The sequence below is a fragment of the Aminobacter sp. J41 genome, assembly GCF_000526635.1.
Classification (GTDB): Bacteria; Pseudomonadota; Alphaproteobacteria; order Rhizobiales; family Rhizobiaceae; genus Aerobium.
The window spans coordinates 1-21,648 of record NZ_JAGL01000046.1 but is presented as its reverse complement, the minus strand read 5'-3'; the positions used below and the strand labels follow the sequence as shown (position 1 = coordinate 21,648).

Here is a 21,648-nt window from a genome sequence, read left to right as displayed (position 1 = left end):
TCTCGAGTGTCAGGTCCGAGACCGCCTTGCGCAGCCGGTCATTCTCTTTCTCGAGCTCCTTCAGCCGCTTTACCTGGTCACCCTTCAGGCCGCCGAACTCCTTGCGCCACCGGTAATACGTAAACTGCGTCACGCCGATCAAACGGACCGCTTCTCCGACAGAACGACCTTGCGACAACAGAACATCGACTTGGCGCAGCTTCGCCACGATCTCTTCGGGTTTGTGCTTCTTCTGGGGCATTCCAACGTCCTCCTACGGCTCAATAGCCTACTTCAGGGAGGACCACTTTTCAGGGGGCAGACCACTGGCGGGTGACTATGTGCACGAGGGCGCGCCTGCAGTCGTCGGCGGAGCCTATGCCTACAAACTCTACCAGGGCGGCATTCCGACGCCCGACGACGGCGACTGGTATCTTCGCTCGACGAAGATGACGGTCGATCCGGAGAATCCTGATCCCGAAAACCCGGATCCGGGCAATCCCGATCCCGGCAACCCTGAGCCGCCGATCGGGCCGCTCTATCAGGCAGGCGATCCGGTCTACGAGACCTATCCGCAGCTTCTGCTGGGGCTTTCCGGCCTGCCGACGCTGCAGCAGCGAGTCGGTAATCGCTACTGGGCAGGAAATGGAAACAAGCCGATCTCCCAGGGTGCGGACCTGCCGGTGCTTCCCGACGCACCTCAGGAGGATTATGGCCCGTTCATTGAAAAGACTGGTGCGTGGATGCGCCTTGAAGGCAGCCACACCAGCATTGAGCCGACGCTGTCAGGGACGCAGGCCGAGTACGACTACAACACCTTCCGGCTTCAGGCCGGCTACGACGCGCTACTTTTCGAAGATTCCGCGGGAACGCTGATCGGCGGCGTCAATGTTCAGTATGTACATGGGTCGGCGAATATTTCATCGCCCTACAATGCTGACAGCGGGCGCGGCAAAATTGGCACCAATGGCATCGGCGTCGGCGGAACCCTTACCTGGTATGGTTCTGGAGGATTCTATCTCGACGGCCAGGCGCAGGCCACGTGGTATGACAGCGACTTGAGCATAGGTGGCGGCCGGCTGCCGGTTGCTTCCGGCAATGATGGCTTCGGCTATGCCTTCGCGATTGAAGCTGGCCAGCGCATCGCCTTGAGCCCCGCCTGGTCGATCACGCCGCAGGCCCAGCTCACCTATTCCCGCGTCGACTTCGACGATTTCAATGACGCCTTCGGGGCCGCCGTCAGCCTGGAGCATGGCGGCAAGAGCTTGCTGGGCCGTCTCGGCATCAGCCTCGACTATGAAAACTCCTGGCAGAACGACAAGGGCCTGCTCAACCGCGCCCATGTCTATGCGATCGCTAATCTCTACAAGGAGTTCGAGGGCAGCACGCGGGTCAACGTCTCGGGCGTCAGCTTTGCCAGCGACAAGGACGACCTATGGGGGGGCATAGGTGTCGGCGGCTCGTACAACTGGGACGACGACAAGTTTTCCGTCTATGGTGAAGCCCTTGTCGCCACCAGCTTGGACAACTTTGGCGACAGCTATTCGCTCAAGGGCACCGTCGGTTTGCGTGTGAAGTGGTGACGTGAACCACGTAGGTATGCAGACAGCGGTGCCCACGGGTGCCGCTGTTTTTATCTGCTGCGTGTGGTCTGCGCCCAAAATTATCCCGCGAAGGCCAGGCCTTCGCCGCGGACGGCATGCAGCGGCAGTGTCATGCCGGCCTTCTTCGCTCTCTGTCGCAGGCGGCTGATGATGGTGTCGAGATAAGCATAGTTGAAGTCGTAGATGTCCTTGCCAAGCGCCTCGACGATCGCGCCGCGGGATACGACCCTGCCGCGCTCCTGGAGCAGGCGTTGGATCAGCTGGCGCTCGATGCCCGTGAGGCACAGTCGATTTCCCGCCGCGTCGGTCAGCACCCAACCGCCTTCGATCAGGGACCAGCCTGACATGACCGACGCAGCCAGCGTTGACGCGCGGATGCGGCGGGCCACGGCAACGACTACGGCTGCCAGTTCCTCGACGTCTACAGGTTTCGTGAGATACGCGTCAGCGCCGGCTTTTAGTCCTTTGACGCGGTCCTCTACCGAAGCGCGGGTTGTCGCGAAGATGACACCTACCGATCCTCCGGAATGCAGGTGCGACGCGACGGCCAGTCCGTCCTCGCCGGGCAAGTCCATTTCCAGGATGACAATGTCAGCGGGTGCTGCGGCTATGGCGCGATAGAGCGCGGCGGCGCTCGGAAATCCGGCGACTTGCAGCCCGAGCCGAGACAGGCCAACAACCATTTCTTCCCGCGAAGTCGCATCTCCGTCGACAAGATAGACCAGCCGCGGAACGACGAATTCGCCATAGTGTGACGTTGCGTCGTTCATCCCCGGGACTCAAACGCAAGATCACCCCCCGCGTGAAATTAAGCATCTTCATCTGGTCGTTGCAAACCCACACGGCGCCCCACCGTGCGCCCCGCTAGACGTTGCTAGATCTGGAGCCCTGCGCGGAACTGCGCCGCCTTCTCCTCCAGCTCCTGCAGGAAGGTCTTCTGGGTGCCAAGAGCGGAGACGCGATGCTGGTAGCGGCGCATGCGCTCGCCGAGCTGATCAGCGGTGGCGGAGAGTTCCTCGCCGTCGCCGTTTTCGAATGCGTCGAGTGCGAATGCGGCAGCGTCCTGGGCCTCTTTGTAGCGCCGGCGAAGGCCCGCACTCTCGCTTTCGACCTCGGCCTGCAGCAGCCGCAGCAGCGCCGTCAGCCTTTCCAGGCGTGCGAGATCGGTGTTGCGGTCGCGTTCCGGATTGCGTGTCTGGATCCCGGCGATGCTCATCTCGATCCTTTCGGCAAAGTCAGGGGCTTCTTTCGTGGCGCTGCAGTATGCGTCTGATCTAAAAGTAGAAATTTCACTTGTACTACCTTCTACATCCTATGCGTAAAGCAACTCTTGCGGCGGTTGTAAAAATTACTGGAAAGTAAATTAATCTGTGTTAATTTAGGAAACGGTTAATTGCTTCATACAGCGTGTCGGGTTTGCGGGCCACGGCGATCTGATCGGTCGCGGGGTGGCGGGGGTGAACATGCGTAGTGTGACTGCGAGTAGCGGGCCGCGACCGGCCTTTGGCCGAGAGACATCGGGACGGGGTGGCATCGGCGGACAAACAACGTCCCAGTCCGGCTTGCCCCTGAGTCGGGCGGCGGGGCGGCCATTCGTTCTGCAGCGAACACGGACGCTTTTTGCTCGGCTGGTCGCCAAGCGACTGATCGACATCATCGTGAGTGTCGTGGCGCTGGTCCTGTTGTCGCCCCTGCTGCTCTGCATCGCGGCGACGATCCGCCTTGACGACGGCGGCAGCATCCTGTTTCGCCAGCAACGCGAGGGGCTGAACGGCCAGCTTTTCTGGCTTCTGAAATTCCGGACATGGCGGGAAGATGGTTGTGACGCCACCGGCATCAGCCAGCCGTCGGACGGTGATCCGCGGCTGACGCCGATCGGACGCTTCCTCAGGCGCACCAGCCTCGACGAGTTGCCGCAGCTCCTCAACGTGCTTCGCGGCGAGATGTCTCTCGTCGGGCCGCGGCCGCATGTGCCGGGCATGCGTGCCGGCGGGACGAGCTACCGGCAGTTGGTCCCGTATTACGCGCAGCGGCTGCAGATGAAGCCGGGCCTCACCGGATGGGCGCAGGTCAATGGCTTGCGCGGGCCGACGGGCGACCCTTGGCTGGCGCGCGGGCGCATCGACCAGGACCTTGCCTACATCGAGAATTTCTCGCTGCGGCTCGACTTGAAGATCCTGACGAAGACGGTGTTCGGCGGGTTCCTGATGCGTCCGGAACGGATGAGGACGGGGAGGGCGCGCCAATGATCGTCCCGGTGATCCTTTCCGGTGGTGCCGGTTCGCGGCTGTGGCCGGTCTCGCGCCGCAACTTCCCAAAGCCCTTCATCACATTGCCGCAGGGTGACACGCTGATCCGACGGACCTATCGCCGGGCTGTAACGCTGGCAGACAACGGCTGCATCGTGACGGTCACGCATCGGGATCTCGCACATCTCAGCGTCGGGGAGTACGAGGCGGCGGATTGTGCGGCTACCCACAATACCCTGCTTCTCGAGGCCGAGGGGCGTGAGACGGCGGCAGCCGTCGCACTCGCTGCGCTGCATGTTGCGAAGGTCCATGGCGACGATGCCGTCTTGGTGGTCTTGCCTGCGGACCAGCTCGTAACGGACGAGGAAGCGCTGCGACAGGCTGTGCAGGAGGCGGCGCGGCTTGCTGCAGCAGGGCGCATCGTCACCTTCGGCATCCGGCCAACGCGGCCGGAGACCGGCTTTGGTTATGTGATGGTTGCCGATGACGGCAAGGTGAGCTTCTCGGAAAAGCCTGACATCGCGTCGGCGCGAACGCTGATTGAAACCGGGCGTGCGTACTGGAACTCTGGCATGTTCTGCTTTGCGGCCGCGACCATGATTCGCGAGCTGGAGCGCTGGTGCCCCGAGGTTTTGGCGGGCGCGCGGGAAGCCCTCGCCTCGGCGAGATCAACGACCGCGCCGGGTGGCCTGAGGATCGATCTCGCCAAGGCGCCGTTCGCCGCCACGCCCGCGATCGCGATTGACTATGCGGTGATGGAAAAGACCGACCGTCTGGCGCTGGTGCCATGTGACTGCGGCTGGTCCGATGTCGGATCCTGGACCGCCATGTCAGATCTGGTGGAGCCTGACGGCTGGGGCAATCGGCTGGTCGGCACCATCGCGCAGGAAGGGGCCCGCAACTGCTTCGTCCAGGGCAGCGACCGCGTCGTCGGGCTGGTCGGGGTCGAGGACCTGGTGGTCGTCGACACGCCGGACGCGCTGCTCGTCGCCCATCGCGATCGGGCACAGGATGTGCGCTCCGTGTTTGCACGATTGAAAGGCGAAGGCCACGCGGCCGCCGAGCTGCATCGCCGGGTGGTCCGCCCGTGGGGTACGTACACCGTGCTCGAGGAGGGACCGCACTACAAGATCAAGCGGATCGACGTGAAACCGGGGGCTGCGCTCAGCCTGCAGGCGCACCGCCACCGTTCCGAACACTGGGTGGTTGTGTCCGGCGTTGCACGAGTCATTAACGGTGACCGCGAGATTTGCCTGACGCCACGTCAGTCTACGTATATCTACAGCGGAAACCGTCATCGTCTCGCCAATCCGGGACCGGTTCCACTGGTTCTGATCGAAGTCCAGCTGGGGGACTATCTGGGGGAAGACGACATCGTCCGGTTCGACGATGCGTACGGGCGGGTGTGACGTGCGGGTCGGGGGACATCGTAGCAACGGGCAGTTTTCCCTGGGAGAGAAAGAGTAATGCGTATCTCAATCTTGGGATCGGGCTATGTCGGGCTGGTGAGTGGCGCCTGCTTTGCCGATTTCGGTCATTTCGTCACCTGCGTAGATCTCGACGAGGCAAAGATCGAGCGCCTGAAGAACGGCGAGATTCCCATCTACGAGCCAGGCCTCGACGCGCTCGTCGCCCAAAATTCCGAAGCCGGGCGGCTGAAGTTTTCGACCGACGTGGCCTCGGCAGTCGCCGACGCCGAAGTCGTCTTCATCGCCGTCGGCACGCCGTCCCGCCGCGGCGATGGCCACGCCGATTTGGCATACGTGGCAAGTGCCGCTGAAATGATCGGCCGCGCGATGAAGGGCTTTACCGTCGTCGTCACCAAGTCGACCGTTCCGGTCGGAACCGGCGACGAGGTCGAGCGCATCATTCGCAAGGTCAACCCGGCTGCCGATTTTGCAGTGGTCTCCAACCCCGAGTTCCTGCGCGAGGGTGCTGCGATCGAGGATTTCAAGCGGCCTGACCGCATCATCGTCGGCATCGAGGACGAACGCGCGCGCCAGGTGATGGAGAGCGTATATCGTCCGCTCTACCTCAACCAAGGCCCGGTCATGTTCACCGGCCGGCGCACCGCCGAGCTCATCAAGTACGCGGCGAACGCGTTCCTGGCGATGAAGATCACCTTCATCAACGAGATTGCCGACCTCTGCGAAAAGGTTGGCGCGGATGTGCAGGCGGTGGCGCGTGGCATCGGCCTCGACAAGCGCATCGGCTCGAAATTCCTGCATGCCGGCCCGGGCTATGGCGGCAGCTGTTTTCCAAAGGACACGCTGGCGCTGCTCAAGACCGGGCAGGACTATGACGTTCCGCTCCGCCTCGTGGAGGCGACCGTATCGGTCAACGACAACCGCAAGCGCGCCATGGGTCGCAAGGTGATCGCGGCCTGCGGCGGCAATGTCCGGGACCGCACCATCGGTATCCTTGGCCTCACCTTCAAGCCGAACACCGACGACATGCGCGATGCGCCGTCGCTCGCGATCATCCAGACGCTGCTCGACCATGGCGCGCGGGTGCGCGCCTACGACCCTGAGGGCATGGAGGCTGCGAAGACGATGATCGAGGGCGTCGAGTTTGGCCGGGACGCTTACGACGTCGCGGCTGGTGCCGACTGCCTGGTGATCGTCACCGAGTGGAATCAGTTCCGCTCGCTCGATCTGGCGCGGATCGCCTCGACCATGAACACGCCGCGGCTGGTCGACCTGCGCAACATCTACCGGCCGGATGAGGCGCTCCGCGCAGGCCTGCACTACACCAGCGTCGGCCGCCGCCACGACGATATCGCCGTACCGCACAGGGAAGCTGCCGAATGAAGTTTCTCGTCACAGGATCGGCTGGTTTCATCGGGTTTCACCTGACCCGCCGGCTCCTGGGCGAGGGGCACGAGGTGCTCGGCTTCGACGGGATGACGCCGTACTACGACGTCTCACTCAAGCAGGCGCGCAATGCGATCCTGTGCGAAAGCCAGAACTACCGCTTCGTCGAGGCGATGCTGGAGGACAAGGCAGCACTCGACGAGGCGTACGAAAGCTTCCAGCCTGAGGTGGTGGTGCATCTCGCCGCGCAGGCGGGTGTGCGCTACGGGCTGGAGCATCCGGACCTCTATATCTCTGCAAACGTCGTCGGTACGTTCAACCTGCTCGAGGCCGCGCGCGCGCATCAGCCTCGGCATCTGCTCATTGCCTCTACGTCTTCGGTCTATGGCGGCAATGAAGAGGTTCCGTTTGCCGAGGCCGAGCGAACCGACTTTCCGGTCTCGCTCTACGCCGCCACCAAGAAGGCGTGCGAGGCGATGAGCCATTCCTACGCTCATCTGTGGAAGATCCCGACGACCTGCTTCCGCTTCTTCACCGTCTACGGGTCGTGGGGCCGGCCCGACATGGCGCTCTACAAGTTCGTCGATCTCATCGAGCGCGGCGAACCGATCGAGATCTACGGCATGGGCCGCATGCGCCGCGCCGCGACATTTGTCGGCGATCTCGTCGAGGGAATTTTGCGGCTTGCCGACGCCGTGCCGGAGGAGGGCAAGCCGGTTGCAGTGCCGAATGGCCGCGATTCCCTCTCGACAGTTGCGCCCTGGCGCGCGGTGAACATCGGTGGAGGCGAGCCGGTACCGCTGCTCGAATTCGTCGAGACCATCGAGCGCCACCTCGGCAAAGATGCACAGAAGATCATGCTGCCGATGCAGAAGGGTGACGTGGTCGAGACCTATGCTGACCCGGCGCTGCTTCAGGCGCTGACGGGTTACGTTCCGAAGACAACGATCGACGAAACGGTGCGCGAGTTCGTCGAGTGGTTCAGGGAGTACAGGCGCACCTAGACTGACAGCATACGCATGCTCGGGGATCGTGCGGACGGGGGAGTTCGTGTCTAGGACTGCGTTGATAACCGGAGTGACTGGTCAGGACGGGGCGTTGCTCGCCCGCCTCCTGCTCGACAAGGGCTATGTGGTGCACGGTCTGCGCCGCCGCGCCTCAACCCGAAACACCAGTCGCATCGAGGCGCTGCTCGCCGCCTATGAAGCCGAAGACCGCTTCGTCCTCCACTATGGCGATATGACGGATGCGACGAACCTCATCCGCATCGTCACCGAATGCCGCCCGGACGAGATCTACAATCTCGCTGCGCAGAGCCACGTCCACGTCTCCTTCGACACGCCGGAGTATACGGCCAATGCGGATGCGCTGGGTGCGCTGAGACTGTTGGAGGCAATCCGGATTCTCGGTCTCGAAAAGAAATGCCGGTTCTACCAGGCATCGACCTCAGAGCTTTATGGCGATGCCACTGAAATCCCGCAGCGCGAGACGACGCCGTTTCGCCCGCGCTCTCCTTACGCGGCCGCAAAACTCTACGCCTACTGGACGGTAGTGAACTATCGCGAGGCCTGTGGCCTGCACGCATCGAACGGCATCCTGTTCAATCACGAAAGCCCGCTGCGCGAGGAAACCTTCGTCTCGCGCAAGATCACGCTGGCGGCTGCGGCAATCAGCAAGGGCAGGCAGGAGCGGCTGCAGCTAGGAAATCTCGATGCGCGACGCGACTGGGGACACGCGCGCGACTACGTCCAGGGCATGTGGCTGATGCTGCAGCAGGACGATCCGGGCGACTACGTGCTCGCAACCGGTGTTGCGGCGACGGTGCGGGAATTCGCGACGCTTGCCTTCGCCGAGGCCGGCATCGATCTCGAATGGTGGGGCGAGGGGCTCAACGAGAAGGCCTATGACCGGGCCTCCGGTGCCTGCCGCATCGCGGTTGATCCGCGCTGCTTCAGGCCGACGGAGGTCGACATCGTCGTCGGCGATGCCAGCAAGGCAAGACAGCAACTTGGCTGGGAGCACCGGACCGGCCTGCACGATCTCATCCGTGAGATGGTGCAGGCTGACATCGCTCTGGTGGGCGGCGCGCCAGCCGCGCGGTGGAGCTGAGCGATGCATACGCTGGGCAGACGTATCTGGGTGGCTGGTCATCGCGGAATGGTCGGCAGTGCGATCGTCCGGCGGCTGGCGACGGAGGATTGCGAGATCCTGTCCGTCGGCCGCGAACAGCTCGACCTCCGCCGTCAGCGCGAGGTGGAGGGTTTTATCGCTGGCGCGCGGCCGGACATTATCGTCGTCGCGGCCGGAACTGTCGGCGGCATAGCCGCGAATGCCAGCCGCCCCGCCGACTTCATCAACGACAATCTGCTGATCGCCACGAATATCATCACAGCCGCACATGCGGCTGCGGTTCCGCGGCTGCTTTATCTCTCTTCGAGCTGCGGCTACCCCAAGTTTGCCGAACAGCCGATCCGGGAAGAGGCTCTTCTTTCCGGCTCGCTCGAGCCGACCAACGAGGCATACGCGATCGCTAAGATCGCTGGCGTACAACTTGCCCAAGCCTATCGGCACCAGCATGGCCGCGACTATTTCGCCGCAACTCCGACCAACCTTTACGGACCTGGCGACTGCTTTCACCCGGAGCGCAGCCATGTGCTCGGCGCCCTGATCGCCAAGGCGCATGAAGCGCGAATATCTGGTGCACCCGAACTGGTACTTTGGGGCAGTGGCACGCCGCTGCGCGAGTTCATGTATGTCGATGACTGCGCCGACGCGCTCGTCCACCTGCTAAAGCACAATCGCGAGCATGCGGTGGTCAATGTCGGCACCGGCGAGGAGGTATCGATCCTCGAACTGGCGCGGATGGTCTGCGACATCGTCGGATATTGCGGCAGGATCACCAATGATCTCGCCCGGCCAGACGGTACTCCGCGCAAGCTGCTGGACTGCAGCCGTTTGCGCGGGATGGGGTGGAAACCCCGCATCGGCCTCCGCGACGGCATCGCTGCGACCTATCGCTGGTATCTGCAGCATCACGCCGGGGAGGAGGCTGCATGAAGCTTCTTGTCCTTGCCCTCAACTACGCGCCCGAGCCGGTGGGTGCCGGCCGCTATACTTCCGACATGGCGCGCTGGCTCGCCAAGGCTGGCCACGAGGTCACGGTCGTTTGCGCGCAGCCATACTATCCGCAGTGGCGCATCGCCCCCGGCTTCCGGCAGCGCTATTCGGCGTCGATCGAAGACGGCGTGCGTGTGATCCGTTGCCCGCTCTACGTGCCGAAGAATCCGAGCGGCAGCCGCCGCATGGTCCATTATGTCAGCTTTGCCCTCAGCGTGGTGGCTCCGACGCTGTTTATGGCATTGCGGATGCGGCCGGACATTGTCTTCACCACCGCGCCATCGTTGATCGCGGCGCCTGTGGCGCGCCTTGCCGCGCTGATCTCCGGCGCGCGAAGCTGGCTGCACGTGCATGACCTCGAGGTCGATGCCGCCTTTGCCACCGGCCTGCTGCATGGCTCGGGCCTCCTTGCGCGGGTGGCAAAGCGGTTCGAGAAACTGGTTATCGGCTCGTTCGACCGGGTCAGCTCGGTCTCACGGCCGATGTGCCAGCGTACCTGCGCGATCGGTGCTCCGCCTGAACGGCTGGTCGAGTTTCCGAACGGCATCGACATTGAAGCGGTGAGGCCATTGGCACGACCGTCTTTCTACCGTGATCGATGGAAGATCGGGACGCCGCACGTCGCGCTCTATTCCGGCAACATCGCCAAGAAGCAGGGGCTGGAGATCGTGCTGCAGGCCGCGCGGCGGCTGCGGCATCGGACTGACCTCACCTTCGTCATCTGCGGCAACGGGCCGAGCAGGGCTGCGCTGGAGCGGCTGGCGGCGGATATGCCGAACCTCGTATTTCGTGACCTGCAGCCAGAGGCTGAGCTTGGCGAACTGCTCGGCCTAGCGAGGATCCACCTGTTGCCTCAACTGGCCGCCGCCGCCGACCTCGTCCTGCCGTCGAAGCTCGGCAACATGCTGGCGTCTGGCAGGCCGATTGTCGCGACAGTTGCGCCGGGCACCGGCATCGCGCTGGAGATCGAAGGCTGCGGCCTTGCCACCCCACCGGGCGACGCCACCGCGCTGGCCGATGCTCTCGAGCGGCTCATCGATGATCCCACCCTTCATGCCCGCATGTCGGTCGCCGCGCGAAGGCGTGCCGAGCAAAACTGGTCGCGCGAACAGATCCTGTCGCGACAGCTTGCCGAGTTCGATAAGCTTTTGGGGCAGGGCGCGGCGAAGGAAGCGCCGGTCCCGGCGGCAGCGGAGTGAGCCATGAACGCGCGCGCCGAAGTAGCGGAAATCGCCACTGCTCCCCGCGCGCGAAACGTGGAAACTCGGCTCAACCTCGCCGCCAACTATCTCAACTTCATCGTCGCCGCCCTCGCGGGGCTGATCATCAATCCACTGTTGCTGGGAGCTCTCGGCACCAGCGGCTTCGGCATATGGAAGGCGTCTCAGCGGATCGTCGAGCTCGTCCTTTCCTGTGACGGCGGCCCGCCGCAGGCGCTGAAATGGCTGGTCGCGAACTGCCGTGGCGATGGTGCCGAGAAACGGCGGCTCGTGGGCGCCGCGCTGCGGGTCTGGTTGCATTGGCTCCCGCCGGTGGTTGTACTGTCGGCGGTCCTTGCCTGGTTGCTTCCGCCCATCATCGAAGATGGGGATGCCGGCGGCGCAGAGCTTACTGCGCTCTGCCTCATCCTTTGTGCAAGTTCCATTCTCGTAGGGATCGCTGCCCTCCCGGCGGCGGCTCTCGTCGGCGAGAACAAGTCCTGGCTAGCAGTCAGTGTGACGACCGCATCGGTCATCCTCTCCAGCACAGCCGTCATTGCCGCCGCACAGGCCGGGCTCAGCCTGATCGGCATGGCAGGTGCAGCCCTCGCCGTGACCTTGCTTCAGCTCGTTGCCACGATCCTTGCTGCCCGCTGGCGCCTGCCGTGGTGGGGCGTTGCGCAATCAATCAGCACCGAAGCGCGCCATGTTGCGAGGCTCGGAGCCGCGACGCTGGTCTGGTCATACGTCCAGAAGCTGCTGCTATCGAGCGAACTGCTTCTCGTCAGCGTGCTGGTCGGTGCAGGGGCGGTCAGCCAGTACGTCTTCACCGGCTTTGCGGCGCAGTTCGTTCCTCAGCTCATATTGCTGACCACCAGTGCCTTCATGCCACGACTCGGGCGGGCGCTTGCGCGCGGTGAGGGCGCAGAAGCGGCGCGTCTGATCCGGGCGACCGGGGAGATAAACTTCGCGATAGTTGCCTTGTCCGGTGCGGCGATCCTCGCATTCAATGATGCTTTTGTCGGGCGATGGGCCGGAGAGGCGCAGTATTTGGGCAGCCTCGTGAACGCGCTGATCGTCGCCTCCGCGATCCAAATCGCACATCTGCGCTGGCATGCGCAGCTTCAGGATGCGGCTCTCGCCATGCGCGCCAGAAGCCGCCTCGCGCTTGTGGGCTCATGTGCCGGAATCGCGATGGCAACCATCGTCTGGTGGCTGAGCGGCAGCATCGCCGGAATGTTCGCGGGGCTCATCGCGGGACGGCTGTTCCTCTCGCTTCGGATCTCCCGGCTGTCGCGTCGTTCCATCGACGCTTCCGCTTGGATCATGATCGGCAACAAGGCGAAGTTGACAGCTGTCACCCTCGTTGCGGGACTTGTAGCCGGAGAATTTCTGCATGCCGCCCCGTATTACCTTGCGCTCGGAGCGGTTGTTGTTCCCGTACTTGCCGCCTTCAGCTGGTGGTTCATCTTGTCAGCCGATACGCGGGTTCTGGTCAGCGAGTTGTTCCCTTTTGCAAGGAGCGGCGGCTGATCGTTGCGTTCCGCCATATCTCGCCAGCGGTGGCGACGGTGTTCTTGTCCGTCATTGTGGGCCTCGTCGTTGCATTCTTCCTCGTCGCCGACGGCGAGGATACGGGTATCTCCGCTTCATGCCTCGCGATCTTCTACCTTCTGCTCCTTTCTGCCGTCTGGAGGCCGTTAGACATCGCGCCGCATGTGCCGAGCTTCGTGACGATCGAGCTGCTGTTCCTCATTTTTTGCTTCTTCGTCTACTACCTGTCGTACCAGCAGGCGTTGCTCGGCCTTGTCGATGCCGGCGCAAGCCGTTTCGTCCCGAAAACCTTTCCGGAGGAAGCGAGCCGCGCGATCCTGCTTTCGACGGCAGGTATCGTCGCGTTCTCGTTCGGATTCAGGTGGAAGCGGGCATATCTCGTCGGTCCTCCTCCTGTCGCCGACAACCGCAACATCGCCTTGCTGCCGCAGCTCGTCCTCGTCGGGCTCGTTGGGCTGATGTCGGTCTACCTTCTCGCCGGCTGGCGCGCTGAAGGCGAGGGCAGGTACACTGGCACGAGCTTCGGCGGTGTGCTGGCCGAGGGTGCTTCGTTGCTCGTCACCATGCTGTCGATGATGGCGCTGGCGCTCGTCGTTGCGCGACTGGCGCGGCGGGAGCGGCCGGGGTTCGCCGAATGGTGCTCGGCGCTGCTTGCCATCGTCTGGGGCGTGCGATTGCTCAGCTTGGGCGACCGTAACGCAGCGCTGCTGTTGCTGATCGTGCTGGGCGGCGGGCTCGCCACCTTTCGCTTCCGAATCGGTCGCCTGACGATCCTCGCAGCCCTGCTGCTGTCGCTGCATGTCTATGATCGGGTTGAGACGCTGCGCGGGGAGGACGAGTGGGGATTGGCGGACCTTGCCACTGTCAGCGACCACTCTGGCGAAACGAGCTTCAACATCAGCGCCATCACCGTTCGAGCCGCGCTGGCGACCGTGCCGGCGGAGGAGGGTTTTGCACTGGGACTCTATAAGCTCTATGGCTTTGCGGGCGTGGTGCCATTCGTGCGTGGGCTGGCGGTAGCCGGGCATGACCTGATTCTGACCAGTGCTGACTACCTGACGCGGGTGATGCTGCCGGCCAATGCAGGCTGGAATGTCGGCACGAGCCTGATTGCCGACATCTATGTCGACTTCGGCGTTTTCGGCGTGCCGATGGTGATGTTCCTGCTTGGCCGCACCGCTGGCTGGGCGCAGAACCGCGTCATCGCCGATCCGTTCTCGACGAGGAAGATCGTCACCTATCTCCTGACTCTGGCGCTGTTTGCCGAGCTGCCACGTTACGCGGCCGACTTCCCGGTGCGGATCCTCGTGTGGAGCTGCGCGCTCATGCTGCTCGCTCGCTGGATGACGCCACAGCCGATCCCGCACCCGGCGTATCAAACCGTCGGATCTGGCTGATGCGCATCTGCTTCATCATCCCCGGCTTCGGCGATGGCGGGGCGCAGAAGCAGTGTATTCTGCTCCTCAACGAGCTGCAGACGCGGGCTGGTCTAGACCTGCACCTCATCCGTTTCCACCCGGACGAAGTCCATGACGGGTTGCTTCGAACCGAGCGTCTGGCCGTCCATACGATCCCGGCCCGCTCCAACTGGAACCCGGCCAACATCTTTCGCGCATGGCGCCTCGTCAGGCGTCTCCGGCCGCACATTCTTGTTTCGTGGCTGCCAGCTTGCGACATCTACGCCTTCGCGATCCGCAAGCTCTTGCCGCATATCCGCTGGGTGATGACGGAGCGCGATTCGTTCTATCCGCCCGACCTGCGCTTTTTGCTGCGGCGCTTTGCAGGACGGCACGCAGACCTCATCGTCAGCAATTCGCGCGCCGGGGATGCGTTGTGGCAGCGCTGGGCGCCGCAGGTGCCGCGACATCTAGTCGGCAACATCGTCCCTAAGGTCCTGCTCGCGGCGCGTGGGCAGCCGAAGCGGTTCGATGTGATCCACGTCGGTCGTCTGGAGCCGCAGAAGAACGTACTCGTGGTCGCGCAGGCTTTCGCCCTGCTGGCGCGGCGGCGTCCGGAATTGCGCTTTGCTTTCGTAGGGAAGGGGAGCCTGCAGACTGAAGTGGCGAAGATAATTCAGGAGGGAGGAGTTGCCGACAGGTTCGAACTGGCCGGCTTCCGGCGCGATGTGCAGTCCTTCATCCGGGAAAGCCGGGTCGTTGTGACGATGAGCAACCACGAGGGGACTCCGAACGTGATGCTGGAAGCTGTTGCGGAGAATAGGCCGGTGCTGGCTTCGGCCATTCCAGAACACATTGATGTCCTTGGGCCGGACTATCCGCATCTCATCCGCGAGCGGCATGATCCGGAGTTAGTCGCGACGGGCATCGAGGCGATTCTGGGCGATCCGGAGGCGACGGATCATCTCGAGTCGGCGCGAGAGAGACTTACTGGCATGGCAGCCCAACAAATCGGGGACGCTTATTTCGCGATCTTCTCCGGACTTCTCCGAGTAACCGCATGATCCTCGTGATCGGCCCTCTGCCACCACCGGTGAACGGCGCCTCCTCGATGACGCTCGATGTCCTGCGCCTGCTCGAGAACGAGGGGCTGCAGGTCCGCGCCTTCACGACATCGCCCTCCGCCCATGGCGGGGTGGCCGGCTATCATCTGTCGCGCATCTGTCGCTACCTTCGCGCCTGCTGGAACGTCGCGATCTCCCCCAAGCCGCTCACCGTGTACCTGTCGCTCGCGGGCGGCTGGGGGCAGATCTACGACCTCCTGGTGGCGATCGTCGCCCGGTTGCGCGGGCTGACGATCCATTTCCACCACCACAACTTCACCTATTCCGACTGGCGGTTCCGTCTGTTTGCAATGATCGTCGCAGTCGCCGGAGAACGGCAGGTGCACCATGTGCTCTGCGAGCGGATGGGCGCGCTTCTGGCAGAGCGTTATCCGAGAATCCGCAATGTCAGGGTCGTCTCTAACGAGGCCTTCTGGCCGCCTCCCAGTCCTGTCGAGCTCCGGGATCGGCCGCTGCGTCGGATCGGCTTCATCGCCAACATCACCCGCAACAAAGGAATCTTTGGTTTTCTCGACATCGTCGCGGCGCTCCGCGCGCGCGGCTCGAACGTCGAAGCGCTGATCGCCGGCCCGGTCACCGAATGCAGCATCGAGCCGGAGTTGCGAAGGCGCGCCGAGGAACTCAGTGACGTGCGCATTCAAGGCCCGGTCTACGGTGCCGACCGGGACCGCTTTTTCGACGAAATCGACATGCTGGTATTTCCCACCGCATATCCGAATGAGGCGGAGCCGCTGGTCATCCTTGAGGCGCAGCGACGCGGTATTCCAGTTGCTGCCAGCAACCGCGGCTGCATCGCCGCTATAATCGATCCAGCCGACGGCATGCTGCTTGGCCGCGACGGCGGTGAATATGGCGAGCTGGTCGAGACGATCATCAGGCTTTCGCAGGATGTCGGGCAGATGCAGGCGCGGCGGCGGTCGGTGATGCTTGCTGTCGAGGCGAGGGCGACCCGCAACGCGGCCGCGCGGGAGGCATTTCTGCGCAGCATACGGGAGGAGGTTTAGGAGGCGGCGGAAACCGCCGCCTCCCCGGGGCGTGTCAGCCTTACCAGCCCTTGGCGTGGATGAAGCCTGCGATGGCGGACGCCATCAGGTCGGTCGCCGCCTCCGACAGGCGCAGGCTGCCACTTTCCGGATCCTCGAACATCACCTGGACCGGAACGCCGTTCGCGTCGAGTTCGAGATGATCGCGCCAGTCGAGCAGGTTCTGCGGGAAACGCACAGCAAGCGCATCGCGGGTCGCATCCGCGATGTCGAGTTCCGTCTCGCCTGCATCGACCAGCGCCGGAATCACCACGAAGCGGCGATGGCCGAGTTCGGCCACCGCTGCCCCGAGCGCGTCGCACCAGTCCTCCACCTCCGGCACCGATTGCGCCTCGGCAGCCGCCTGCCAGATGACGGTCGTCCGAGGGCGCAGATGGGCGTTGGCCGAGGCCCGAATCCTCTCGCCGATGTTCGCCGCGGTCGAGCCGTCCTCCGCCGTCGAGATCGTCGTGCGGCGGGCCACAGTTGCGATTGCTGCTGCAGCCGATGCTCCCGCGAGGACGGCGTCGCCCTCGCAGCGGATCAGGTTGCGGACGAGGCCATAAAACGTCTCCGCGCCGCCTTCGCCATAGACGGTGAGGCGGTGGATCTCGCCGCCCCAGCTTTCGCCGGCAAGGTTGCTCCTGAGCCGCATCACAGCGAGCCCCACCAGCACGCCGCTGTTGTGCGAGACGGTTACCCCGTCGTTGAGCTGCGCGAAGAAGGCTTCCTGCGCAAACCCCACCCGCACCACGATTGGCGCTCCCGGCTCGAGTTCGCCGAGGTTGAGCGACGCCTGGAGGTGTGTGGCTGCCCGCGACTCGACATGCAGTTCGCCGCCCGCCTGACAGACGATCTGGATCTCGTCGCCGGGATCCGCTGTCATCAGGTGGCCGCACGACCACAGCACCTGTCGAGTGGCGGTCGAGGCGGGCGCTTCAGCTACGATCTCGACCGTCAGCCCGCCGTCGCCCATGCCCTTCAGCGGCAGGCAGGGGCGGACGCTGACATTGCTTACGCGCGTTGACCCCGTGGGACCGCGGAAGGCGTAGAAGTGGGACGTGCCTGCGCGTGCCGAAAAAGTGTCGACATAGCTTCCGGGGCTGCGGGTGCCGCCGGCGGGGCCGGCAGCGGTTGCGGAGGTTCCGCCAATGCGGAAATTGCAGGTCGCGTCGCTGACAGTATAGGTCGCGCGGTAGGCACGGTGCTCGCTGGTTGCGAGCGGCTGGGTGATGCCGGCCCCGCCACCGCCAAGTCCGCTGCTGCCGTCCGACGTCAGCTGGGCCGCGGCTCCGACGCTTCCTGCAGAGGACGAACCGTTGAGCACCGGCGTCCAGCCTGCAAGGCCGGCTGCCGAGAACTCGCCGTTGGCGATCAGCTCGGGCGCTTTCGGTACGACGTAGGGGCCGAAAAGCACGCTGCCGCCTCCTTCGACGCAGCCAGCCGCAGCCAGAAAGTCCGCCTGATCGGTTAAGGTCTTCCCACCGAAGCGGAAGCGATTCTCGCGAAAATCGGCATCGAGAATCGCCCGCCGCGCCCACCAGGGCGTGCCGAGCGGCCGCGCGCCGCGGCCGGGCGAGATGCTGCCAAGATGCAGCCCCGTCGCGCCCATCAGCACAGCCCCACGATATAGGCGGCGGTGGAGGCTTCGAGCACCTTGCGCACCCGCAGCGGCAGGATCGTACCAGTCGGAACATCCTTGAAGATGAGGGCGGTGCCGTCGCTCATTTCAACGGCGAGGTCACCGCCTTCGCCGACATAGAGCGCACGGGTGATCGCCGGCAGGTTGTCGTCATCGGCCGGCGTGACGGTGAAGCCGGTGGCCGCCGGCGATTCGAGACCCGGAGAAAGCCTTGCGTAACTGTCCTGCATCCTGAGCTCCTTTCTGTTTGCTCGACGCCGGAACTGTAGGTTTGGGAGAGAGGAGGGGGATAAGTCGGTGGCGCTGCCTTGAGGTATCCCGTGCAGCTTCCGCCAAGTCGCGATTCGCCCCCGTCAAAGCAATTCCGCAACGCTTTGATCCACCTCAATTCTTCGTGTGCCGTCAAATTTTACCTAGCGGAAGATGCCGACCGGCTGACCTGCCGGAGAAGGTTTCGGGCGACAATCGCCCCCGCACGAGAGGAGAGAATTCTGATGCAAGAGATGACTTCGAGCCCGCGCGAGCGGCTGATCCTGCCGTTCATGGCGCCGTTCTATCACTGCTTCGCGCAGCCGGTCGGCTGGGCGATCTTCCGCGTGATCATTGGCGGGCTCCTGATGGTGGAAGGCTGGCCGAAGATCACCGCGCCGTTTGCGCAGGTGGGTTTTGTGGAGAACGTGCTGGGCTGGCCGGCGGGCTGGTTCTTCTCGCCGCTTCTGGCGGTGATGCAGTTCGTGGGTGGCGCGATGATCGTGCTCGGGCTCCTGACCCGCCCGATCGCGCTCGCCAATGCGGTGATGCTCGCCATCACCATCTGGTTCCACGTCACGCGCCCTTATGGCGACGCCTTCCTGACGCCTGAAGGCATCGAGTTCCTGAAGGCCAACACGGAGTACCTGACCGCGCAGGGCCAGGCACGTCTGCTGGCTGACGGTGGCCACGCCTTCCTGCACCAGGTGCAGAGCAAGGCCGAGTTCAACTCGACCTTCTGGGCCACGGGCGCTGCGCTGATCGCAGCCTTCGGCGGCGGCAAGATTTCGCTCGACCGGCTGATCGGCCGCGAATTTTGATCATGCGCCTCGGCGGCGAAGGTGAAGCCCTGCCGGCAAGGTGCCGGCGGGCTTTTCCGGTTTGTTCGCGAGGAGGAAGTTGTACCGGTGAGGCTGCAACTCGCGGCACGTGCCGGATTGTGCTGACTGAGCTTCGCGACCGGTTGCGGAGCGTGGTAGAGCCGAGATGACCGTGCATAGTCGGCACATCGTGAGTGTAGGAATTGCCCGGGGTGAGAATTGTGTCCCCGAAGCTGGAGAGGCAAGATGCGGAAGGTTTTGTTCCTGACCCCTGCGGTCGCTTTTTTGTTAGGTTTGGGCGCAGCCGCCGCTGTCGCGAACGAGATTGATGACGGCCGGGCCCTTGTTGAGGCCAACTGTGCCCGTTGCCATTCGATCGAACGCTCGGGCGACAGCCCACATCCCGATGCACCGCCCTTCCGCCAGCTCCACGAGCGTTATCCGCTTACGGCGTTGGAAGAGGCATTTGCCGAAGGTATTTCGACCGGCCATCCTGACATGCCGCAGTTCGTCGCCACGCCCGAACAGATCACAGAAATCCTTGCCTACATTCAGAGCCTGAGTAACTGAGCCGGGCACGGCATCCTCCGAAGCTTCACACGGCGCTCGATTCGGGAACATCACCGGAATACCGAGCGCCGCGAAACGTCCGCGGAACCGCGGGCATGCCCTGCTGATTCCGGTCTTGTAGCGGTCACGGCAATGGGAGGTGAGGCTCTCCCTCATCTCCGTAACCTGCGGTGAGGGCACGAGCCCTGCTTCTGCGTCCGCGAACGGCCGGTGTAGAATCTATGCGTGGATAGAGAGGCTGGAATGGTGGGCGATGAGAGACTCGAACTCCCGACATCCTCGGTGTAAACGAGGCGCTCTACCAACTGAGCTAATCGCCCTCAGGCGCGGACCTTTAAGGGCTCACGTCCTGTTCTGCAAGCGAAATTTAGCCGTGAACGCGCGTTGCGAAATGCTTCGTCGGGACGCGGAGAAGACGGTGTGAAAAAGAACTCGCGGAAAGTTGAAAATGCGGCGAGGCGCGCTTGACACAGGTCAGCGAACCGCCTAATTCAGCGCCCACAACGACACGCGGCGGCGCCATGCCGAAGCAACGTTGAATGCGCGGGTGTAGCTCAGTCGGTTAGAGTGCCGGCCTGTCACGCCGGAGGTCGCGGGTTCGAGCCCCGTCACTCGCGCCATTTTCTCTCCTTCTCCAATCCATCTTCTCCTCATTTCGCCGCTTCCGTTATTCGTTTAAAATCCGAATGTTGGGGTTGTGGGGAAAGCGATCAACTGCGCTTGACACCGGAGCGCGAACCGCATAATTCAGCGCCAACAACGACGCGCCGCGGCGCACTGCCAAAGCGAACGTTGAATGCGCGGGTGTAGCTCAGTCGGTTAGAGTGCCGGCCTGTCACGCCGGAGGTCGCGGGTTCGAGCCCCGTCACTCGCGCCATTAAAATCAGGCGTTTAGCCTGACTGCCTCCCATAAGTTTCAACTTTTTCCTCCAACGAGTTTCAACTTTCTGATCTCGTTCTGTTCGGATTCCAGCTTCTTGCGCCCGATTCTGCGAGCTTCTTCTGCAGATCGAACGGCCGCAGTGCTGACCGGCATGTATGTCTTCTGCAGCGTTTTGTTCTGATCGATGCTGTTCCCCATCTTCGCGGCAATGTGCTCAACAGGTGCGCCGCCCGCGTTTGCCTCAACTGCACCTGTCCGTCGCATGTCCATCAGGCGACGCGTTTCATCCTTGCCGAACACAATCGTGCGAATCGTCCGAAAGTCAGTGGCAAGGGTGTTCTTTTCGTAGGGCACACCAATCCGCGGCCTGCCGCCTTTTTCGGTCGGCACGTGCCCCTTCGTCCTGAACATCGGCGCTGAGTCGTGTAGCTCGTAGTCCAGTTGGTTGAGATAGGTCTCGACCAGGCGGCGAGTCCGGCGTGAGAGTATCCCGTACGCGGCTTCGTTCGTCTTGCCGCGCCTAATAGCGAATCCCCAATCGTTGCCAATCAGAACGGCGTGGTCCGGAGTGAGGGTTCGAACGTCGATTGGCGAAAACGAGGTATCCCATGCAACTGCAATGATGCAGGCGAGGCCATGGTATCCCTCCCGCCATGCCGTCTTGACTAGCCGCACCGCTTCGCCCTCGGTCGAGGTTTCTGTTCGACCGGGAACGGCCGTCTTCCGGATTGCGAGCGACGGATCTTGCCCTGCGGGGCAAAGCTTCATCGCTGCCATGACGTTGTAGAGCGCGCGCCAGATCTTCATGGCGCGACCGGCTTCACCAATACCCTTCTTCTGGACAAGCCGAGCATACCAGCCGTCAAGCATCTCTAACGTGATGATGGATGGCGAGAGGTCGCCGAAGATTGGCTCGATATACGTCCAGCCGCCACGGTCGGCGACCTGGTCGAGCAAGAATTCGGCTGTGTCCTCGATTTCCTGCCGAGTGGCGGAGAGGCGCTCGGTGCATGCACCAATCGTATTTGGAAGCATTCTCAGGAGGCGCGGTGCCAGTTCTTGCAGTCGCGGAAGCGGAGTCTGAAGATGGCGAGCGCGGGCGATCATACGGTCTTCAATATGCATGTGTAGTATCCCCCACCATCGGCCAAAGTTCTTCAGGGACATAACGGGAGGATGATGTCCCGAGAGGTGGTGTAGCTTATGCGATCGCCGTGCCTTCCGGACTGTGCCGGATCAGCTTGCCGCAGCGGGCAGGCTGATGAGCGGATCATCGCTCATTGCGGCGATTGTCTCAAGAGACAGGTATCTGGATCGCTGGACCGCCCACTCATCATTTTGCTCGAGCAGCAACGCACCGACGAGGCGCACGATGGCATTGTCGTTTGGAAAGATGCCGACGACCTCGGTTCGCCGCTTGATTTC

Annotated in this window: 21 protein-coding genes and 3 tRNA genes; 16 read left to right on the top strand and 8 right to left on the bottom strand. The window is 63.3% G+C overall.

Annotated features, from left to right (window positions below):
* Positions 1–241 (bottom strand): transposase (locus tag L630_RS0118835; protein ID WP_024849755.1); only part of this gene is annotated, 241 nt, incomplete at its 3' end.
* 79 nt (positions 242–320) lie between these two features.
* Between L630_RS0118835 and L630_RS0118830 the strand changes: the two genes are divergently transcribed.
* Positions 321–1,562, top strand: a complete 1,242-nt coding sequence (locus L630_RS0118830; RefSeq protein ID WP_051473370.1) for an autotransporter outer membrane beta-barrel domain-containing protein — start codon at positions 321–323, stop codon at positions 1,560–1,562.
* 80 nt (positions 1,563–1,642) lie between these two features.
* Here L630_RS0118830 and L630_RS0118825 read toward each other — a convergent pair whose 3' ends face one another.
* On the bottom strand, positions 1,643–2,353 hold the full coding sequence (locus L630_RS0118825; RefSeq protein ID WP_024849753.1) for a response regulator transcription factor: 711 nt from the start codon (positions 2,351–2,353) through the stop codon (positions 1,643–1,645).
* 104 nt (positions 2,354–2,457) lie between these two features.
* On the bottom strand, positions 2,458–2,799 hold the full coding sequence (locus L630_RS0118820) for a hypothetical protein (protein WP_024849752.1): 342 nt from the start codon (positions 2,797–2,799) through the stop codon (positions 2,458–2,460).
* Between the two features lie 346 nt (positions 2,800–3,145).
* Here L630_RS0118820 and L630_RS21830 point away from each other — a divergent pair, with 346 nt between their 5' ends.
* The 11 genes from L630_RS21830 to L630_RS0118765 are packed head-to-tail and all read left to right on the top strand — an operon-like array spanning position 3,146 to position 16,040.
* Positions 3,146–3,832 carry a sugar transferase gene (locus tag L630_RS21830; RefSeq protein WP_024849751.1) on the top strand — a complete coding sequence of 229 codons (687 nt, stop codon included), beginning with the start codon at positions 3,146–3,148 and terminating at the stop codon, positions 3,830–3,832.
* Positions 3,829–5,241, top strand: a complete 1,413-nt coding sequence (locus L630_RS0118810) for a mannose-1-phosphate guanylyltransferase/mannose-6-phosphate isomerase (RefSeq protein WP_024849750.1) — start codon at positions 3,829–3,831, stop codon at positions 5,239–5,241. The genes L630_RS21830 and L630_RS0118810 overlap by 4 nt, the downstream gene beginning before the upstream one ends.
* 57 nt (positions 5,242–5,298) lie before the next feature.
* Entirely contained in the window at positions 5,299–6,642 is a 1,344-nt protein-coding gene (locus tag L630_RS0118805) for a UDP-glucose/GDP-mannose dehydrogenase family protein (RefSeq protein ID WP_024849749.1), read from the top strand.
* Entirely contained in the window at positions 6,639–7,649 is a 1,011-nt protein-coding gene (locus tag L630_RS0118800; RefSeq protein ID WP_024849748.1) for an NAD-dependent epimerase/dehydratase family protein, read from the top strand. Before L630_RS0118805 ends, L630_RS0118800 begins: the two co-directional genes overlap by 4 nt.
* 46 nt (positions 7,650–7,695) lie before the next feature.
* Positions 7,696–8,754: a GDP-mannose 4,6-dehydratase gene (gmd, locus tag L630_RS0118795; RefSeq protein ID WP_084466223.1), complete on the top strand. Its 1,059-nt coding sequence runs from the start codon at positions 7,696–7,698 to the stop codon at positions 8,752–8,754.
* A gap of 3 nt (positions 8,755–8,757) precedes the next feature.
* Positions 8,758–9,702 carry a GDP-L-fucose synthase gene (locus L630_RS0118790; RefSeq protein WP_024849746.1) on the top strand — a complete coding sequence of 315 codons (945 nt, stop codon included), beginning with the start codon at positions 8,758–8,760 and terminating at the stop codon, positions 9,700–9,702.
* On the top strand, positions 9,699–10,961 hold the full coding sequence (locus L630_RS0118785) for a WcaI family glycosyltransferase (RefSeq protein WP_024849745.1): 1,263 nt from the start codon (positions 9,699–9,701) through the stop codon (positions 10,959–10,961). Before L630_RS0118790 ends, L630_RS0118785 begins: the two co-directional genes overlap by 4 nt.
* Positions 10,962–10,964: 3 nt before the next feature.
* Positions 10,965–12,494: a hypothetical protein gene (locus L630_RS23245; RefSeq protein ID WP_024849744.1), complete on the top strand. Its 1,530-nt coding sequence runs from the start codon at positions 10,965–10,967 to the stop codon at positions 12,492–12,494.
* 44 nt (positions 12,495–12,538) lie between these two features.
* Complete coding sequence (gene wzy / locus L630_RS0118775) at positions 12,539–13,912, top strand: O-antigen polysaccharide polymerase Wzy (RefSeq protein ID WP_034330910.1); 1,374 nt, start codon at positions 12,539–12,541, stop codon at positions 13,910–13,912.
* Positions 13,912–14,976: a glycosyltransferase gene (locus tag L630_RS0118770; RefSeq protein ID WP_024849742.1), complete on the top strand. Its 1,065-nt coding sequence runs from the start codon at positions 13,912–13,914 to the stop codon at positions 14,974–14,976. Before wzy ends, L630_RS0118770 begins: the two co-directional genes overlap by 1 nt.
* Complete coding sequence (locus L630_RS0118765; RefSeq protein ID WP_024849741.1) at positions 14,973–16,040, top strand: glycosyltransferase family 4 protein; 1,068 nt, start codon at positions 14,973–14,975, stop codon at positions 16,038–16,040. The genes L630_RS0118770 and L630_RS0118765 overlap by 4 nt, the downstream gene beginning before the upstream one ends.
* Positions 16,041–16,080: 40 nt before the next feature.
* On the opposite strand, the gene L630_RS0118760 is transcribed toward L630_RS0118765, so the two are convergent.
* Complete coding sequence (locus tag L630_RS0118760; RefSeq protein ID WP_024849740.1) at positions 16,081–17,670, bottom strand: hypothetical protein; 1,590 nt, start codon at positions 17,668–17,670, stop codon at positions 16,081–16,083.
* Positions 17,670–17,930 (bottom strand): hypothetical protein, encoded by a 261-nt coding sequence (locus L630_RS0118755; RefSeq protein WP_024849739.1) that lies wholly within the window; start codon positions 17,928–17,930, stop codon positions 17,670–17,672. The genes L630_RS0118760 and L630_RS0118755 overlap by 1 nt, the downstream gene beginning before the upstream one ends.
* Positions 17,931–18,194: 264 nt before the next feature.
* Between L630_RS0118755 and L630_RS0118750 the strand changes: the two genes are divergently transcribed.
* Both L630_RS0118750 and L630_RS0118745 read left to right on the top strand, forming a co-directional pair.
* Positions 18,195–18,770: a DoxX family protein gene (locus L630_RS0118750; protein ID WP_024849738.1), complete on the top strand. Its 576-nt coding sequence runs from the start codon at positions 18,195–18,197 to the stop codon at positions 18,768–18,770.
* Between the two features lie 246 nt (positions 18,771–19,016).
* The gene (locus L630_RS0118745) at positions 19,017–19,340 is read left to right on the top strand and encodes a cytochrome c (RefSeq protein WP_024849737.1); all 324 of its coding nucleotides are present in this window, start codon (positions 19,017–19,019) and stop codon (positions 19,338–19,340) included.
* A gap of 244 nt (positions 19,341–19,584) precedes the next feature.
* Here L630_RS0118745 and L630_RS0118740 read toward each other — a convergent pair.
* Positions 19,585–19,660, bottom strand: a tRNA-Val gene (locus tag L630_RS0118740).
* A gap of 223 nt (positions 19,661–19,883) precedes the next feature.
* On the opposite strand from L630_RS0118740, the gene L630_RS0118735 reads away from it, so the two are divergent.
* Together L630_RS0118735 and L630_RS0118730 are read left to right on the top strand one after the other, a co-directional pair.
* A tRNA-Asp gene (locus tag L630_RS0118735) sits at positions 19,884–19,960 on the top strand.
* A gap of 180 nt (positions 19,961–20,140) precedes the next feature.
* Positions 20,141–20,217: transfer RNA gene (locus L630_RS0118730), tRNA-Asp, on the top strand.
* Between the two features lie 39 nt (positions 20,218–20,256).
* Here L630_RS0118730 and L630_RS0118725 read toward each other — a convergent pair.
* Together L630_RS0118725 and L630_RS0118720 are read right to left on the bottom strand one after the other, a co-directional pair.
* Entirely contained in the window at positions 20,257–21,348 is a 1,092-nt protein-coding gene (locus L630_RS0118725) for a hypothetical protein (protein WP_144708805.1), read from the bottom strand.
* 111 nt (positions 21,349–21,459) lie between these two features.
* Positions 21,460–21,648: transposase (locus L630_RS0118720; RefSeq protein ID WP_024849735.1), on the bottom strand; the 189-nt coding region annotated here is incomplete at its 5' end.